Source organism: Comamonas testosteroni, assembly GCF_000761245.1.
GTDB classification, from domain to species: Bacteria; Pseudomonadota; Gammaproteobacteria; order Burkholderiales; family Burkholderiaceae_C; genus Comamonas; species Comamonas testosteroni_C.
Window position 1 is genome coordinate 109,382 of the sequence record NZ_AWOR01000012.1, and the last position, 18,725, is coordinate 128,106.

Sequence of the window (18,725 nt, forward strand, 5' to 3'; positions counted from 1 at the left end):
TTCTGAAGTGCTCGACATTACATCAGCTCTGCCTCGCTCACACGCGCGTATTCGTGACATCATTTGGCAATCCCCCCGCAATTCCAGTCTCGCATGTACGTACTGTTCCGAAAGTCCGCGCCCAGCAAGCCACTCAGGCTAAGTTTCGCTAAGCGGTCGTGTGCGATCTGACCAGCTTTTGCAGCCTCCGCCATATCAAATTAATCTAGTCGCATATGAGGTTTTGTGAGGTTTATATCTCAGGTTTTATCAGGCGCGCAGGTTAGCTTTTATGAACAGGTCAGGCCGCATAAGGCATAAAAAAGCCGCCTGAGTTGGGCGGTTGTGGTTAAGGTTTTATTAGGTCACGCTACTGGTGGCCAGCGCGGCAGAGCCGCCAACCAGAATGACCATTGCAATGGAAAATGGTGCTACTACGGTGATGGCGCCTCCCACGCAATGGGTGGCACGGGACGGAATACATCAGTGCTACGGATCGCAAGGTGAGGTTTTTTTAGGTTCTGAACTTAACAGGCCAGCCGACTGAACTACCTATCCCGCCGACCTCGTCATCGATGCAAAGTCCGAAGCTGATATGTCTGACGAGCCATGCAACATGTCTCTAGCCAAAGATCGACGCTTGGACAAGAGATCATCAAGGGTCGATTCAAAGGTGACCATTTCTGCATCCCGAATGGTCGGGTAGTACACGTAGACGTCCTTTTCCTGCCCAATTCGATACGCCCGGTCTGTAGCCTGATCTTCTTTGGCTGGGTTCCAGCAGCGTGTGAAATGAATCACATGGTTAGCGGCCTGCACATTCACCCCAAACCCCACCGCGACTGTGGAAAGAATGATCACGGAAAAGCCAGAAGCTTCTTGAAAGCGATCAATCAAGCGCTGACGACTATTTGCACTTTGGCCATTGGTGCTCGTGTCGCCATTGATCACTGTCGGCTTAAATCCGAAGCGCTGTTCAATGGAATGTTGAATTTCACGCTGCACCTCCCTCAGCTCAGTGAACACAATCACTTTGTCACCATGCGTACTTATTTTTTGCAACTGCTCCAAGAGCCAAATCATTTTGGGGGAGCTGTCTTTCAAGCGAATATCTGGCTGCACACCATACGGATGCGCGCACAGCATCTTCAGGCGATGCAGCAACGTCAGCATGCCATTTTCACGCTGCTCCATCTGAGCCTGAATCTGGCAACGCTCTCGGTATTCATTGATGGATGCGACATACAAACTACGCTGCAAACTCTCCATTTTTAAAGATCTGCAACCCTGATCTTCCAGTTTTTGAGGCAAGTCCTTCGCGACATCCTGCTTCGTTCTGCGCAATGTCTGGGGCTCAATCAGTCTTCTCAATTGACTTAAAGCCTTGTCGTCACGCTTCTCGTGAGCCTCAATGGGACGCTGGTAGGTTTTCCCAAAGTGATTCAGCGCCCCCAAGAGCCCCGGCTGAATGAAGTCAAAAAGACTCCATAAATCCATGAGCGTGTTTTCTACGGGGGTTCCCGTACAAGCAACCCGAAAACGCGTAGGAATCGCCTTCGCGGCCTGCGTAATCATGGCGGCGGGATTCTTGATTTTCTGTGCCTCGTCACAAACCATGATGGCCCATTGTTTACGGGCCAATGAAAACTCCTGATCGCGCAGCGTTTCATAGGTCGTCAACACAACACGGTTTTGCCCAATCCAGTCAGGCCGCAGCAAGTTGCTAATGCCCTGGGCACGCACATCCTGCGGAATTTCCTCTTTACGGTATTTCACCGCAGCAAGCGCAGTCCCATACAGCTTCAGCACCTTGAGCTCATCGGCGTAGAAAAATCTCTGAAGTTCACGCTCCCAGTTGTCCAGCAACGACACCGGAGCTACCACCAGCACCGGTGGGCCATCAGGGTTTAGCTCTAAGTACCGAACCATGAAAGTCAAAAGCTGAATCGTCTTCCCCAGCCCCATGTCGTCAGCCAGCAAGCAGCCACCCACATGTTGTGGTGAAAGTTGAAACAGGTGCTGCATCCAACTCACACCCTTGAGCTGATGTTCACGCAACTCAATCTCTGGCCTCAGCAAAATGGGCAGATCCGCTTTCGCCTTATGAGCACCTAAAAGTGCTGAATTTCGCGCCGTCGCATAGTTGGCATCATCAATATTGAGCTCAATCTGCAATACAGCCCGCTTATCCTTGCCAGCGGCATCTTTGCCGTCACCAGCATCGGTAACCTCTTTCGTCTGCTTCAGGCGCTTTTTCCAAGAGTTGTAAAGCTCCTGCGCTTGCGCAATAGACAGCATCTCACCAGACCAGGGCAGCACAACCGTTGGCTCCGCCGCCGCTTGCGCTTGGTCCAGAACATGCTCAAACGCATCGAACTGCTCCTGGCTTCGAGGCTCCCAGCCTGAAGCCTCCATAGACTGCCCACCTTTGTCTGGATTGATAGCCTCGGGGAGCCAATTTTCCGTTTGATCTTTCACCAAAAAGGGAGAGGTAATGCGCTCCGCCTCACCAATGCCTATGACACGCGCCCCGTAGGCAGAAAGGTCCAAAACCTGCTTGAACTGCTGGCCGGCCTCCGCCGCTTTCCAGCAGTCAAGTAACTCCTTAAGGCCTTGAAACTGGTGCAAGTCAAAATCACTCAACTCCAGCTCATACCCCTGCCACAAACCTGCTGGCAGCCCCGCTGCCAGCTTCACTTCCAGCTCTCGCACAAAGCCAGCAAGCTCCCCTGCATGCGTCAGCAGAATCTCAACTGCCTCCATAGGCACAGGGGAGATAGGCTCCAGCACAAGACGAACGGCTGTCAACAAAGCCCCCTCGCCTGCAAGTTGTGGAATGACTTGAAAGCGATGAAAGTAAATGCCAGCCTTTTCTCGCTCTTGCTGATACTCCACTTCGTCAACCACCTGATCTGCGGCCTCACCAATCACTGTATAGGGGTTACGTATAAAGGACAGAGCATCATCTGCAGCCACACGACGCCCTGGCAAGAGTCTGACCCGCTCCAGCACTTCCTTGACCTCTGGCGGGATCACCACATGCGTGATCGAACCATCATCACCCGCAATGCGGTAGGTGTTTTGCACAGCCTGATAGCCATCAAAGTGATCAGTCCACCCCGTTGGCTCCTCCTCAAAGGTTGGATGCAGCTCAATCACAGGCGTACCACCAACCAAGCGCTTCGACAGCCCCAGCTTCAAGCGCTCTGGCTTTAAAACGACTGTCTTCTCCAGGAATTCATCCATTCCTGCATTGCACTTTTTCGCCAGCTTGCGCACCTTGGCCCAACCGAGCTGATTGGTCGCCATACCAGGAGATTCGTGCTGCTCCCTCGCCAAATCTTTCAAGGCGCATAACAGCTGCCAAGTCTCCTGCTGCAATAGCTTGGCGCCTTTATCCAACTCTACGACAGGTCCACGCCTATCCAGCTGATGCAGTTCACGCCCATCTTCTTGCAACCAGCTTTTAATGAAAATGCGAAATGAATCCTCAGCCAGGCTTCCATGGCTTGCTAACTGAGGTTGAAGACTGGCAAAAGGCATCACTCCCAGCAAACCCACACTTGCCGCGTGTTCCTCGTCTGACTGCAATTGATAGAGGGAATCCCATGGCAATAGCCAGCATTCATTCAGTCGGGTAACAAAGTCCTCTTCTTCAAGCTGCTCCAAATAAGATGTTTGTTGCCAGGGTGCGTTACTCTCCAATTGGTCAATGGCGTAAGACAAACCATGCTCGTCATAAGCGGGAGCGACCAAGGCAGACTCCCCCCCATCGACTTGTACATCGACCGCCTTGAACTTGCTCCAAATCGACTTAAACATCAGCTTTTCCAGTAAATCAGAGGATTGGAATGCTTGGGCTTAAACCCCAGCGCTCGCAGCACATGGTCAGTTTGAGGGTGCATTTCAAGCAGCTGAACTTGTAAAGTTCCACCACGATGACTTTGGTCGAGCACCTCGACCTGCAGCGCCCCCAGACGCGCTCGCAGCAACTCTTTTATGGCCAGAGCTCTTTGGGTGTCCCCTTTATTGGCTAGACCTGAGTTTTGAGCAACAGGACTAGCAACTATTTCAGAACCACCATTGGCAGGCACATTAAAACGCTCACGCCCTTGCGCTACTGGCAAGCTTGCCAGCCCTCCACGAGCATTGATAGAAAGGCCAAGAGCACGCATATTTCCATCAAAGGTATTCAGCCAACCATCCACAACACCTTGCTTATATGGAGCAGGAGCATGCTTCCAGCGCAAGGTGCCCCTCTTCAAATCCAGCGTTAATGACAGCTCACGCTGCGTGGGATCGAACGGCGCCTTATCAACCTCATACACATAGCAAGCGTTACCTGTTGCTGAAAATTCCACGAAATAGTAAGACCCAATTTGCATAATAACTGCATTATTAGCAGCCGTAGCATTTCCCAAATTACTCAATCTCATCCGATTTTTCGCCCGGAACTCCACAAAATCGGTAGAGCGGTCATACAGCGCATCACGCCCCAGCACAATCCGCGTAAAAGTCATTTGCTCGGCGTAGCGCAACCAGTAAAACAGACGCGACTGGTCCACTCCCGCTTCACCTTTAAGCAAGGTAAAGAAATGGTTCAAATCCTGTTTGGCCAACCAAGCTACCGCCATGGTGCATACAGGCTCATCGACATGGTGAAGCCACAAGTTCTGACGCGTACGAACCTGAGGATTTCCCCACCGTTCCAGCGCAATATCCAGCAAATCCGCATGAGGTTCTGCACGCAGCTTCGTTTGGGCATAGCGTGTCAGGCAAGCTCCGAGAACCGAGCTCTCATGCAAAGGATTAATTTCTGTGAGTTTGATCAGCTGAGGCAAACGCAATAAAAACTGCGCCTCGTCCAGCATGAAGATACGGGATAGCACCACGGCAAAAATGCTGCGCCATAACCAGCTGGTTCCAGACACCTGTGCAATCGACTCCAGCTTGCTCAAATCATTGGCACGCCCCCCCAGCATCTCGTCTGCCAGCCGCTCACCCGGCTTCTGACCAAACAGATCACGGTGCTCCCGCACCACCTGCATCCAGGTCTTCTCTCTGCCCTCCCTCGCACATACCGCATCAAAACCACGGTCAATATCCGCCCGTAATGTCTGCCAGTTCTGGTTCAGCTCGGGCTTTTCTTCAGCACAGGAAAAATAGCTGAAGCACAGCGCCAGCCAGTCACGCCGAACTAGGCACTGCTGCGAAATCCGTCTATCCACCTCCGCATGCACACGGCGAAAGCCGTCATCGTTTTGCAGCAGCGTGCCGCCGGCTGTATCGTCATCCGACAGGCCCGCAAAGACATAGCGCCACTCAACAGGGCTCAAATCCAGCGCACGAGAAAACTTCTGCAAAGCCCTTCGCCGCTTTTCCTCGGGTGGAGGAACGACGGCCTCCAAGCCATCAAACTTTGCCTTTAACTCAAGCCCTGCCATGCGCACTTGCGCAAAGTGAGGCTCCGTGTCATTCACTGCATTGTCCCCGCCTTGGCGCAGCAACACGTTCTTCAGCAGAGCACGCAGGTGGTCAACACCAGCCATCAACGCATCTCCAGCTGACATTTTTCAAGCACTGAGGTATCAAAATGCGCAGAAATGCTCCTGGCATTTTTCTCTTTCTCATCGAGACCATAGAACTGCATGCTCAGCTCTACGCGCCGGCTGGCGGCTGCGTCCTTTTTCTGATTATTGAAAGAGACCCCGCCCGCCAAGAAAAGCTTGCGAATCTGCTGCTGGTGCGCTTCGGACAAACCGTGCTGCAAAGGGCTTCTGGCATCCAGCAAGCTGCACATCACCCATTCCGAGCGCTGCAAAGACAAGTGCAAGTTGTATAAATATGAGCCCTCGGTATCGGTAAACCCTTCAATCACGACCTGCTTGAACCAGTCTTTCCCATTTTGACTGTCAGCAGCCTGCAAAATCAGCGGAACCACCTCCTGCAAAGCCTTGCGGCCTTCCGGATTCAGCGAATAGCTGTTGTGCGGAAAACGGCCTGCTTCTCCGAATTCAATGCGGTGATCACTACATTCCACTTTAATGGTCTGGTTTAGCGCATTCGCTTTCTGCTGTAAGTCTTTGCACATATCCTGAATGGCGAGGTAACGCAATTGCGCGGGGGTGGGACCATCAGCAGGTTTTGGCTTAACTGCTATGACTAACATCACAATAGACACCACCATCACCACAAGAAACAGCACCATCATGGCGCTCATCAAGTCGGCATAGGAAATCCAGAACGGTTTCTCACCTTCCTCTTTGGCCCGGCGGGCCACTGCATGACGCAACATGGCTCACCCCTCATCCACCGCGACGCACCGTATCAAGCGCCTCGCTCAACTGTTCAAGGCTGTCGCGAACGACCTCTACACCACCACCCAACTGGGTAATGGCCTTGCCCAGCTCGGCGTCCAGGCTTCCCATGGTCTTGGTCAGGGTTCTGTTCATGTTGTCTGAGAATTCCCCAAAACCACGCCCCAAAACCTCATTGACCTGATCCAGATAGTTCGAAGCATCGCGATTGATCACCTGCAGCCGCTCCGCATGGGTTTGCAAATCACGCAAATACTGCTGGCGCCCAGCACTTTCCCCTTCTGTGCTAGCCATCACGGTCTGCAGCACTGCCAATGTCTTGCCTACTGCATCACGGTGGTTTCGGTAATCACTGACCACGCTGCTCAACTCTTGTCCCGCCGTTACCAGTGCATTGCTGGTTCCCTGAAAGGCCCCCATCGCACTAACGGTGGCCTGGCCGGCTTTGGTCACTCCCTCCCCCGCAGTATCAAAGCGCTCAGCAGCCAGACGCATCTTGTCCGCACCCTGCTGCATTTGTTGAATATTCTGAGCCGTCTGGGTACTCAGCTGAACAGCACGCTCATGCACAGCATCGTGTTGCGTCGCGACCGCCTTTAGCAAAGTCTGCACCTGCAACTCCAGCCCAGCCACGGCTTGCTGGCTACTGCTCTGCATCGCCAGAGCAGTTTCCCGGGCATCAGTCTGCGCTTGCTTGCGCAGGGCCTCAGTCTGCTCAAAGACACCTTGCAACTGACTGCTCAAACCACCTATAGCGGCCTGCGCACTGGCCTGTACAGCCTGAGCGCTCTGCTCTGCATCCGCATGTGCCTGCTTTTGCAAAGTGCCGGACTGTAAGAAAATTTGCTGCAATTGCTCACTAATCCCTGCCATCGCTGCCTGTGTGCTGGCATGCACGGCACGCGTGCTTTGCTTAGAATCCTCTTGCGCCTGCTTTTGCAGCGCGCCCGTTTGGGCAAACATGCTCTCTAGCTGCTCGCTCAGGCGGTCCACCGCAGAACCCAAGCGGTCCAGAATTTCCTGCTGACCCTGGCCCACAGAACTCTGCACCGAGGCTACAAACGCCTGCAAACTCTCTGCCATGACCTGCTGACGCTGCTCGCTTTGGGCAAACAATGCTTCCAACTGCTTGGCCATGCGCTCTGCACCACCCTGCCCTGCATTGCCAATTTCCACCACGGCCTGCTGCAACGAGCCCAGCATTTCATTCATACTAGCCTGCATGGCGTTTTGCCCGGCCTGCATATCACTGAGCATTTGCGCCGTAGCCTTGGCGTTGTGATCGGTGCTGGCCTGACCAGCAGATTCCAGCTTCATCAACAGTTCGTTAAAGCCTTGCTGCATGGACTGCATGGCCCCCACCGACTGCCCCATCATCTGGCTCAAACCACTGAACTGCTGGCCAAATGTATTTTCCAGCTTGCTCATAAAGGCCATCAGCACTTCCTGCAGCAAACCTTGCACCTGACTGCTCTGGTCACCACTGGCCTGCTGAACAGCGCCAGCAATGGACTTCAGCGGCTCAGCCAGCGACCCCACAATGGCGCCGCTCACTTGCTCGGCCAGTTGCTGACCAGAATCGCGATACGCCACACTCAAGGTATCGGCCAGCTTCAAGCTCTCGCGCACCTGCGTGTCCACCAGGTTTTGCAGCATTTCGCGCAAGTCCGTCACTAGGCTATCTTTGAGCTGGCGAGTTTGGGTCGCGCTCTCTACCCCGGCCTGCACCAGCTCGGCCAGGTACTCCTCAGTCACCCCACTGTCAAACAGCCCATCAATGTTTTCCACCAGCTCACCCAACTGCTGGTAACAGGCGTTCAGGCGCTGCTTCTCCAGCGCCGTCACCACAATCGACGCGATGATGGAAACGATGGAGCCGTAAAAGGCATACTTCACATCCGTCAGCAGCTTGCCCACGCTCTCGGTGATCTGCTGCGCCGCTTGCGCTGAAGCATCGGCGACATCGCCCCCCACCTTTTCCAAGGCCGACAAGTCAAACCCCTGCAAGCCCAAAATCAGACCAAAGAACGTGCCGATAATGCCGATGCCCGTCAAGATGCCGGGCAGGTGCTTGAAAAACTCCGTGCCAATGCGCGCATCCACCACCGCATGGGAGGTGAAAAAGCTCTCTGCCCCGGCGGTGGCGCGGGACTTGGTCAGCTGGCGCTCGCCATCGACCAGCTTGTACTGGTCATGAAGCGTGTCCTCATACTCTGCCCACAACTGTTTCAGTGGCGAGCTTTCGAACACTTTGCCCGCCTGTTTTTTGCGTTGGCTACGGTCCATTTGCCGAACCTTCGCCAGTTGCCGGTTGATGTGCTTGAGCGCCTTGACCAGCTTGCCCGCAGGCCACCAGTAGCTGATGGCAAACCACACAGAAAATGCCAATACCAGCGACACCACCACCACCGGCGCCCATATTTGCGGGTTCTGGATCAAACCAACCATAACCACACTCCCTCAAATTTTATGAATCACCTTTTCGCCATGCATCACGCATCGCAAAGGCTTTTTATTAGGTAACTACCATTTGTGGTGCGTCTTACACCCCATTGGTATTTGCCACTTTGCGTCCCTGCTTGGGCTTCGCCTTACAGGCCACAGCACTCCACCCTTATCCATTAATTCCAAGGGTGTTGCAACTCAGGTTTAAATCCGCCCCTGTAGAAACCGCAGATTTACGGTTCAGTCGAGGCGTGTTTGCCGTACCTTGGAGCGACTAGGCCCTGAAATTTTCGAGCCTCTCCGAACTCGCAAAGGTGGCATTAGCAACTCAAATCAGCGTCAGCCGCGACTGCACATGCAACACTGAAGCTAACGCCTCTTGTAAGCGGGAATATCAATACTCGCGCACCATCAAAATACGGCTCTTGTGCATATAGCCCTGTGTGTTGGCATTCACCCGTACCTGCCACCAGTCGCCCGCCTGTGGGTGGGTGTAGAAAGACTCTTCTTTATCGACGCGAGCAATGATCGCGCTCTTGCCATCGGGAGCCTTGCGCAGGTTGGTGTAGCCATCAGGGTCGTTGATCACAGCCGTCACTGAGAATGGCTTACTGGAATACACATCCGCCACGACCTTGCCGTTGTCTGTCAGCACGCCATCGGCAAACACATATTTGTGCTGACCTTGCCGACCCTCCATCTCAACCACCAGCGACTTATTCAACAGCTGGATCTTGTGAGGCTCATCACAGGTACCAAATGTGGGCGATGAAACCGCCCTGCCTGCGTCCAGCGTGATGACGTTGAACAGCTCCGGGCAAGCTGTGCCACCGATATTGGTGGTGAGCACCAGAACCTTACCGCCGACATCGTAGGCTTTCCCGATAGACAGACTGCTATTACCCATCACCCCCGGAATGACGGGCTTGCCATTGAAATGCAGCAGCCGGTTCTCATCCACCGACAAAGTTCCAAACTTGGTTTTCAGATAAGTCTCATAGGCCTGCACCTGCGATGCGGCCAAACCCAACAACACCAGAGCGCCCAGCTTCCAATTCTTTTTTTCCATCACATCCTCTCCTTCCTTATTGGTTAACCAATTCACGCAATCAATGCATCGCAAGCGAATGAGTGCCCAAACTACTGTCGACATACCAGACCGTCTCATTGAACCGAAGTCAAACCAGGCCTTGATTTGGGGCATCAGCCGACTCAGCGCAGCCACGCGCCCCTATCAGGCTCGCAATGAATCAACCGCCAAAAACTCAGGCCGCCAGTCGCTCAATCGCGATATTGGCAGGCTGCCTGAACAGCAGCAGCTGATTGATGGGAGACTGCATCAGCTCCAGCAGCTTGGGCTTGTACTCGGCAAACACGCGCTCACCTTGCTGACCCAGTTTGCCAGCCACCACTTCGCGGTTGAGTTGGTTCATCAGCCCCCGATAACTGCCCAGCACCTGCTCATACTTCTGCGAGCCGCTCCACAAAATGGACTGCGCCAGTGAAGGCTTGCCAATACGCGCTGCCAGCAAATGCTCAGCATGCAATGCACCCGGCAAGATATCCACCAATAGATGGATAAAGTCCAGCATCAGCTTGAAGTGCTTGCTCTCGCTTCGCTCTGCAGCGCTGGCCTTGACATAACCAGCGATGTTGTCCACCAACGATGTGATGTGATTGCGCTTGCTGCCCAGTTGCGCCAGCAAAGGCGCGGCAACATCGTGAATCTCGGCAGCCAAGGCGCGCTCTCGCAGCAAGTCGCGGGCGTACTCCACGCCGCCCATGTAGTCGCTGATCTTGTCCATATAAAAGATCAGATTTTGCTCATGCTGAGTCAGCGCAATTTCATCGACCGTGTCTTGAATCGCATCGAGCTTGCGACCCAGATACTGCGTTTGCACCACGATGGCCCCCACAATCACCACACTGCTGAACACCTGCGTCGCCATCAGCACGTTTTGCATGCTTTGCACGGCTTGCGCCACATTCTGGGTCGCAGAAGCGACCGACTGCAGTTGCTCGACCAATTCCTTGACAGACTCTACCGAGCGCTCCGTGAACTTCAGGTGCTGGATGATGCCCGTTTTACCGCTACCTTTTGCCCAGTAAGCAACGCCATCGACCACGACCGCCTGGCCTTTTTGCAGAGCCTCCAGCAGCACAGGGCGAATCTCGCTCTCGTCAAGCACCCAAATCTTGCTGGCCAAATCACCGAAGGTATTGATCAAAACACGTCCCTCTCTAAGTACTTCTTGCGCATATAAGCAATCTGAATCACCGCCGGCATGGTCACGCGGTAGGCCGTGCCAGAGAGCATGGGCACAGTCAGCGCCACACCCAGCACCACGGCAAATGGCCCTGCAAAAGCCGCAGCACCCAAACGCGTACCAATGAACTGCGCAGCCATGGGGCCTGCAAAACGCGCAGCCAGCCCGGCCCCCAGCGAAGCCAGCATGGCACCCGCCACATATTCATAGAGAAGCATGGCTGCCGCACCACCCGTCGCCAGCGCCAGGCGCACGGGCGACAGACCCGCTGCATCCTTGAAGCGATCCAGCAGGTTGATCTTCTGCAAGAAGTCTGTGCGCTGCGCCTCGTCCATCTTCTCCCAGGCCTTGTCCGCCAGAAACTCGATCAGCTTGGCCTCTTTCTGAACAATCTCCTTGTCCTCTGCCCCCAGCTTCACGCCGACGCGCTCGCACACATCGGACAAAATTTCCTCGTACAGCACGCCCGTACCCCGGAACAGATTGACCACCGAGTCACCGCCATACAGCTGCAACTCGCCCGCCACCACCTGCCAGCTCTTGAGCCATTTCTGGGGCAGATCCAGATGCGCGGTAAAGCCCGGGTCCGTCAAGATGCTGCTGGTGCGGCGCTTCTCGCCATCAGTGTCGTAAATCAGAATCTGCGCCAAGTTGGACACATCGTCGTTGTCACACATGGACAAAAACTTCAGGCCCGGGTCTTCACGGTACTTAATTGCCATAACGGCTCGCCTCTCTCTCTTAAAAATTTTTCATTCATGGCCGCCCGCACTGAGTGCTTTTCCGGTGCGGGATCCGGTGCACCAGGTGCTAGCGGCAGGTATTGCTTGGCAAACGTCAGGCTGTCGCCGCCTTGCGGCCACGCGGCTTTTTAGCGGGGACTTCGGCCGCACGCGCCTCGCGCAGGCGGCGCAGCAGCTCGGTGGCCGGTTCGTCATTCGGGTCTTGCGGCACCAGCTCGCCGCGAAAGGCCTTGGCCAGCAGCGCGGGCGTCAGGCGGTCGGCGGCGGTGCGGGCGGTTTGCAGACGGGCTTCCAGCCGCTCAGCATAGGCAAACAGGATTTCTACGCGGCGGACGATTTCGGTTTGTTCTTCAACCGACGGTAATGGCAGCGGCAAAGACCGCAGCTCTTCCGAGTTAATGTTATTTACGCCACTTGTTGATTTGGCCGTTAGCTCTATTTGTGCACGCAATGCAGGACTACTCAGCACGTAATAAGCAAACTTCGGAATAGCTTTTCCAATATCCAAACGCATTCGCATTAGATAGCCAGCGAAAAGTAATCCCTCTGATCGTTCATCGACCACACAAGCTTTACCAACAAGATCAACGCTCCCATTGGAGCGAATTACAAGAATGTCGCCTTTGCGCAAGGCCAGTTTATTTAGCTCAGCGTGTTCGAATTCCGCGAACTTCAAATCCGTCAAATCAGGAATGCCTGCATCACCCACGTTAGGAATCCTCAGGACTGCAGTTCCGTTCGATCCTACCTCGCACTTCTTAGAAGTGCCATACCGGAGATCAAGCATCACCGCACCAAACTTCGTAGCATTCCACAAGGCAATTTTCCCGGCAGTAGAGCGCCAATCCTCCGTCAACCGCCCCGAATTGGCTGCGGCCAAGACGGATTGGCGGAAGCGTTTGAGCAAGGGGGTGATGCGGGCGAGGCGGTCATTCAGGGCATCGACACGGGTCAGGATAGTGTCGAGCTTGTCGGCGATGCGGCGTTGTTCATTGCGTGGAGGAACAACAATCTGTGTCGCTTCAAACTTTCCTTTGGTGACGTGCTGCAAGCCTGCGCCACCGTGCGCTTTCCCAATTAAATCATTTAGCTTTTGATTGATCGCATGTCGGAATAACCTGCGATCCAAAAACGAATCGTCAAAATCAACACGAAAAATGTGTTGATTTAGTAGCGCCTCACCGCCACGCCATACATGAGCTCCAAAGGAAGTACCCGGAGTCCCCGACCAAGCGAAAAGCAATTCACCGCCTTTTAAAAAATATTTCTCCTCGTATTCACCTGAGTAACGATTAAATAAAGCATTTTGATTGTTTAAATTTTGAATTCGAACAATCTTCAAGCCTTCTAAGCTCCATTCAGTCGGCTTGAACGCTCGTCCATTTTTTAAATCACAAAGCGAGCCAATCTCAGAAAATGCCCAAGAGCTAGGTAGCAAAGCACTCATTCCGTACCCTCCCCCAACTCCGCCAAAATCCCCTCCAGCTCCTCCAGCGCCGCATTCAGCTCATCCGTAATCTCACGCGCTAGCACGGCAGGCTCGGGTAAATCGGCAGCGTCTTCCACGCTGTCGTCTTTGATCCAAGCAATGTCCAAGCTGTCTTGCTTCTCATCGCGAATCCACTCACGCGAAAAGCTGCGCCAGCGGCTTTGTTCGCCGCCATCGGCGCGCTCGCTTTTGCCATTGGCATCATCGCCATAGGCCTTGATGAAGTCTGCAAAGTGCGCATCGGTCAGCGGGGTGCGTTTGCCAAACTTGGGGGCGTTGGCGCGCATGTCGTACACCCACACCTCTTGGGTGCTGCGGGTGGCGGCTTCGCCCACCTTTTCAAAGAACAGCACATTGGTCTTGACGCCCTGGGCGTAGAAGATGCCGGTGGGCAACCTGAGGATGGTGTGCAGGCGGCATTTGTCCATCAAGGCGCGGCGAATGTCTGCGCCTACGCCGGCTTCAAACAGCACGTTGTCGGGCAAGACCACGGCAGCGCGGCCACCGTCACGCAAGTGTTTGACGATGTGCTGCACAAAGGCCAGTTGCTTGTTGCTGGTGACAAAGGTCAGGTCATCGCGCGTGGGGCCGCCGCCGCCTTTGGCCGTGCCAAAGGGCGGGTTGCTGAGGATGATGTCGCTCTTGGGCAGGCGCTGACCTGCGGTGCCCAGAGTGTTGCCCAGATGAATGGCGCCTTCCTGGTCGCCCTCAATGCCGTGCAGCAGGCAGTTCATCAGCGCCAGGCGGCGGGTGTTGGGAACCAGCTCCATGCCGGCATAGGCTTTGCGAATCTGGAAGGCGCGCTGGGCTTCGGTCAGGTCCAGCAAATCATCGGTCTTGGCGCGAATGGCGCGGTCGGCGGCAATCAAAAAGCCGGCGGTGCCTGCGGCGGGGTCTTGAACCGTTTCACCCACTTGCGGGCGCATGACAGCAATCATGGCGTCGATCAGCGGGCGCGGGGTGAAGTACTGGCCGGCGCCGCTTTTGGTCTCGCTGGCATTCTTCTCCAGCAGGCCTTCATACAGGTCGCCCAAGCCGTCTTTGTCGGTATCAAACCAGTCGATGCGGTCCAGATCGTTGATGAGCTGCTCCAGGTGGCGCGGCTCGCTCAGGCTGGTTTGCGCATTGGCGTAGATGGCGGCAATGCGGGGGTTGGTGGATTCGGACAGCTGTTGCAGCGTGCGGCGATAGGTGTTGAGCAGGTTGATGCCCGAGAGGTCGCGCAGCTGGTTCCAGCGGGCGTAATCAGGCAGCAGCGGCTGCTGGAGGACGCCGGATTCGAGGTTTTCGTGCTCCATCTTGATAAAGAGCAGCAGCACCAGCTCGGTGACGTAGTCGCTGTAGTTGATGCCATCGTCGCGCAGGACGTCGCAAAGGTTCCAGAGTTTCTGGACGATGTCAGAGGTGGTCATACCGAAATAAAGGTTCCGTTATTTTGATAGCTTCTTGCGCTTGCTATTCATGCGTTTCAGCATGTTTTATGCATTAAATCTAATGAATACAAGCACAGCAAGCTATTGTTTTAGATAGCTGCGCTGCAGCTGGCAGCGGTGATGAAATGAGATGGATGCATTGCATGCGATGGGGCGTGAGCATAGTCGCTGCCAGAGGGCTTGCGCCGTAAGTCTGGCCGCGCAAGCCGCTGGTGGTGGCGGTGGGCATGGGTCGTTCAGGCCACTTTTTGCCATAGCGCTTCGGCCAGTTGGGTGACAACGGTATCGAGCTCACCGCCCAGCACCTTGTCCACCTGCTTGGTGCCGCCTTGCTGGCGGAAGGCTTCGTTCAAGAAGCGGCTGTCCACCACGGTCTCGTGCTTGAGCTGTTTGGCAATCCGGTCCAGCCAGCTGCGCTGTGCGGTGCTCCAGCTGCGCAGGCTGTAGATGCGCTGCATGGCGCGGTTGACGCGGTCTTCAAAAGGCAGCAAGGCCTCGCCCAGTGCGGCTTTGCGAATGTGGGCCACGATGCCGGCGGCAATGTCCTGGTTGCTCTGGTTGCGCCATGCAGCTTTGAGAGCCGCTTCTGAAAAACCTGCACCGTCGAGCAGCAGGCGCACTTCGCGCAGCAGCTCACGCGTGAGGTCTTTGGGGCGGTTGACCACTACCGACAACGCCACCGACTGGTTGAGCTGCTCTTTGATGAATTGGGCAAAGCCGTCCAGATAGTCCTCGGGCATGGCGTAGCTGCCCCAGCTTTGCTCGCGGGCGACAAGCTCGTCATGGTGGTCAGACAGCACGGGGCGGTAAGCCGTGCCCATGAGTTCTTGCACCTCACCCAGTTGCTGCAGCAAACGCGTGTTGTCGCGCAAAAAGTGGGCGGCGGCCTGGGTGCCCTGCTTTTTGGCCATGTCGTGCAGGTGCTTGTGCAGCTGGGCCGGGGGCACGCCCCAGCTTTGCTCCAGCTCTAGCAGGCGTTCCTTGAGGGTCGGCTTTTTCTCGGCCTTGTGCGTGGCCTTGCGCAGCACGCGCATGAGCTTTTGGTTGAGCTGGTCGAGCACATCATCGGCATGTTTGCGCTCAGCCGTGCTGCCGGGGGCTGTGTAAGAGGCCGGGTTGTGCAGCTCGTCGATCAACTGATCGATGGTGACCTTGGGGTCTTTGACCAGCGGCTGCATGGTGTTGACGCCCTGCAGCGTGGCGTACAAATCCACCGGGTCGTAGATGCGAAACACGGTTTTTCCAATGTCATCGCAGCGGCGGGTGGCGCGGCCAATCATCTGCTCGTACAAGATGCGCGAGCGCACGCGGCGCATGAAGACGAGGTTGCAGATGCGCGGCACGTCAATGCCGGTGGTGAGCAAGTCCACCGTGACCGCCACTTTGGGGTATGCCTCGTTTTTATAGTTGCGAATCATCTGGCTGACCTTGTCGGTCTTGCCGGTGATTTTGGCAACGGTGGCCTGGTTGTAGGCATCGCCATGTAGCTCCTTGAAGGCCTCGCCCAACATGCGCACCACGGTGTCGGCATGGGTGTCGGTGGCGCAGAAGATCATGGTCTTATCGTCGCTGAACGGGTCCAGCTCCTGCGCCAGCTGGTTGCAGATGACGCGGTTGAAGTTGTCGTTGAGCACGGTTTTGTTGAAGCTGGCCACATCAAAGTGCAGCTCGTCCTCCAGCTCGGCCGTGTCGATTTCGCCGGTTTGCAGGTGGATGCTTTCAACGGCATCGCCTTTTTCAAAGTGAATGCCGTTTTGCGTGAGCAGCGTGGTGTAGCGAATGGGCGGCTCGTGGTCGATCAGCCAGTCATCGGCCACAGCTTCGCGGTAGCTGTAGGTGTAGATGGGGTGGCCAAAGATGTCGCTGGTGTGCTTGGCGGGCGTGGCGGTGAGGCCTACCTTGAAGGCATCAAAGTAATCGAGCACACGGCGGTAGGTGGAGAGGTACTGGCTGGCGTCGCGCAGTTCCTGCTCGCCTTCGGTCATTTCCTGGTCTAGCGTGTAGCCGCGGTGGGCCTCATCGACGATGACGCAATCGAACCTGTCCACGGGCGGCGGGCTGTCACTGTCAAAGATACGCTTGACCATGGCCTGCACGGTAGCGACCTGCACGCGGTCTTCAGACTCGGCCGCCATGTCGCCCAAGTCTGCAATGTTGTAGAGCTTGGACAGGGGCATGTTCTGCTCGAGCAGCATGTCGTCAAAGGCCTCCAGCGCCTGATCGCCCAGCGCAGTGCGGTCCACCAGAAACAGAATGCGCTTGAAACGCTCGGCCTTGAGCAGGCGGTAGATCAGGCCAATGATGGTGCGGGTTTTGCCCGTGCCGGTGGCCATGGCCAGCAAGCTGCTGCGCTGGCCCTTGGCCAGACTTTGCTCCACCGCGCTGATGGCGTTGAGCTGGTAGCTGCGCAGGCCCAGATAAGCGACGGCTTCGGTCTCCAGCTTCTCTTGCGCTTTGGCAATATCGCGCCGGAGCACATCAAGCAAACCTTCTGGCGAATGAAAGTTAGGCAAGGGCCTGGCCAGGTTAGCAGTGCGACGAAGGTCACGAAACCAGGTGCCACTGGATTGCTCATGCTGCCGGACAAATGGTCGGCCATTGCAGGAATAGGCAAACGGTATCTGGAACAGAGCGCCCTGCCCGTCTTGCCAGGGCTGGGGCGGCTGCTCATGCTTCCAGGCCGCCTCACAGTCATCGGAGGGCAAAAAACTGCGCGCATAGCGCTCGGCCTGACCGATCTTGCCGGCCACGTTCTGATTGAGGCGCTTGGCCTCCACCACAGCCACAGGCGTGAGGCCGGCGAACAGGACGTAGTCCGCGCTTTGCTGCCCCTTCATCGGCCACTCGGCAATCGCCATGTTCTGGCCTCGCGCCGGGCGCGCGCCCTTGGAATGGGTCAGCGCCACGGTGTCAGCCTTCCAGCCGGCATCGCGCAGCATCTGGTCGATGATGAGCCGAGTGGCCGGCTCATCCATTTGCACCAGACTGGCCGCCTTGCGGGAGCGGCTGCTCCAGCTGCGCACAGCTTCGGGGCTGGGTGTCTGCTCAACGGCATCGCTCTTGGCCAGTTCGGCCTTGAGCTGCTCGATAGTGGCGCTGGCCTCCATGGCCAGCTGCTCATAAATATCGCGCTCTTGCAGGGCTTGCGCTGCCAGCGCCTTTTCCTGGTCGGCTTGTTGCTGCAGCAACTGCCGCATGGCTTCCTGATCTGAACTCAGGGCCTGCGCACTACTGAGGCGTGCATGCAGCGCCTCCATCTGCTTTTGCAGGTCATAGAGCTTCTGACTGGGGTCATCCGGCAGCTGAAACGGGGCGGGCTTGTAATCAGCATTGCTGCCAAAAGTGCGGTGAAACCAGAGCGCTACTTCACGGGCGATCTTGAGGGATTCAAGCGCCTCCCGATAGCCAATCGCAGCTCCAACCTCATGCACCGCTTCATTGCCTCGCATGCGTAGCAAATGGAACATCTGGCGCAACTGCGGGTCCAGCCCCAGCTTGGAATCAATGCTGCGAATGAGGTCCGACTGTGTGGATTGCGGTAACTGCGGCTGCAAGCCAATGCGGCCGGCGACCTCTTTGGCAATGGCTTCGGCCAGCAGTCGGAGTTTGGCAACACAGCTGGGCGGGTCGTGGGGAAAAATTTTCTCTGCGGCTAAGCCCAATGCTGCCAATGATTTGGAATAAGCGCCCAGGAAATAGAAATTACTCACCCGCTGCCTCAATTGATATTGGTATAGCGCATATTATGTAACCATGCGTTGCAATATCAAAAATTAATCCCAGCCGGGACAGGAATTAAATTGGAACGTCCTAGGCAGCTGGTCAACGATATTTTTGGATCAAGGAAATAGCGGGGCAGACGAAGGCCTGCCCCCTTACGCGCCACCAAATTGACAGTTCGAAATTGGCTCCATCGACAGTGCAGGCCCATGGACTACATACCCCGCGCATGTCTAAGACATTGCGGCGCAGCGCCCCAATAGACATGGCACATGCTTTGCCTTTCACTGGCGTTGTTGCATAAATCGCGCTCTACTGTCGGGTAGCCTCGA

Annotated in this window: 10 protein-coding genes; all 10 read right to left on the reverse strand. The window is 55.7% G+C overall.

The genetic code is table 11. The features are described 5' to 3' along the window. Positions 1 to 531: 531 nt before the first annotated feature. Positions 532 to 3,801: a type I Zorya anti-phage system protein ZorD gene (gene zorD / locus P353_RS04635; protein WP_034365967.1), complete on the reverse strand. Its 3,270-nt coding sequence runs from the start codon at positions 3,799 to 3,801 to the stop codon at positions 532 to 534. After that, the gene (gene zorC, locus P353_RS04640; protein ID WP_052084693.1) at positions 3,801 to 5,528 is read right to left on the reverse strand and encodes a type I Zorya anti-phage system protein ZorC; all 1,728 of its coding nucleotides are present in this window, start codon (positions 5,526 to 5,528) and stop codon (positions 3,801 to 3,803) included. The genes zorD and zorC overlap by 1 nt, the downstream gene beginning before the upstream one ends. Further along, positions 5,528 to 6,274, reverse strand: a complete 747-nt coding sequence (locus tag P353_RS04645) for an OmpA family protein (RefSeq protein WP_034365970.1) — start codon at positions 6,272 to 6,274, stop codon at positions 5,528 to 5,530. Before P353_RS04645 ends, zorC begins: the two co-directional genes overlap by 1 nt. A 10-nt stretch (positions 6,275 to 6,284) precedes the next feature. Then, complete coding sequence (gene zorA, locus P353_RS04650) at positions 6,285 to 8,744, reverse strand: anti-phage ZorAB system protein ZorA (RefSeq protein ID WP_034365973.1); 2,460 nt, start codon at positions 8,742 to 8,744, stop codon at positions 6,285 to 6,287. 391 nt (positions 8,745 to 9,135) lie between these two features. Next, the gene (locus tag P353_RS04655) at positions 9,136 to 9,810 is read right to left on the reverse strand and encodes an SH3 domain-containing protein (RefSeq protein WP_052084694.1); all 675 of its coding nucleotides are present in this window, start codon (positions 9,808 to 9,810) and stop codon (positions 9,136 to 9,138) included. 196 nt (positions 9,811 to 10,006) lie between these two features. Continuing rightward, complete coding sequence (locus P353_RS04660) at positions 10,007 to 10,969, reverse strand: hypothetical protein (RefSeq protein ID WP_052084695.1); 963 nt, start codon at positions 10,967 to 10,969, stop codon at positions 10,007 to 10,009. Further along, positions 10,966 to 11,730, reverse strand: coding sequence for a DUF3944 domain-containing protein (locus tag P353_RS04665; protein ID WP_034365975.1), 765 nt, complete (start codon positions 11,728 to 11,730; stop codon positions 10,966 to 10,968). The genes P353_RS04660 and P353_RS04665 overlap by 4 nt, the downstream gene beginning before the upstream one ends. A 115-nt stretch (positions 11,731 to 11,845) precedes the next feature. Beyond that, positions 11,846 to 13,198 carry a restriction endonuclease subunit S gene (locus P353_RS27745; protein WP_080750422.1) on the reverse strand — a complete coding sequence of 451 codons (1,353 nt, stop codon included), beginning with the start codon at positions 13,196 to 13,198 and terminating at the stop codon, positions 11,846 to 11,848. Next, positions 13,195 to 14,652: an N-6 DNA methylase gene (locus P353_RS04675; RefSeq protein ID WP_034365976.1), complete on the reverse strand. Its 1,458-nt coding sequence runs from the start codon at positions 14,650 to 14,652 to the stop codon at positions 13,195 to 13,197. Before P353_RS04675 ends, P353_RS27745 begins: the two co-directional genes overlap by 4 nt. 257 nt (positions 14,653 to 14,909) lie before the next feature. Next, positions 14,910 to 18,383 (reverse strand): type I restriction-modification system endonuclease, encoded by a 3,474-nt coding sequence (gene hsdR, locus P353_RS04680; RefSeq protein ID WP_080750423.1) that lies wholly within the window; start codon positions 18,381 to 18,383, stop codon positions 14,910 to 14,912. Between the last annotated feature and the right edge of the window lie 342 nt (positions 18,384 to 18,725).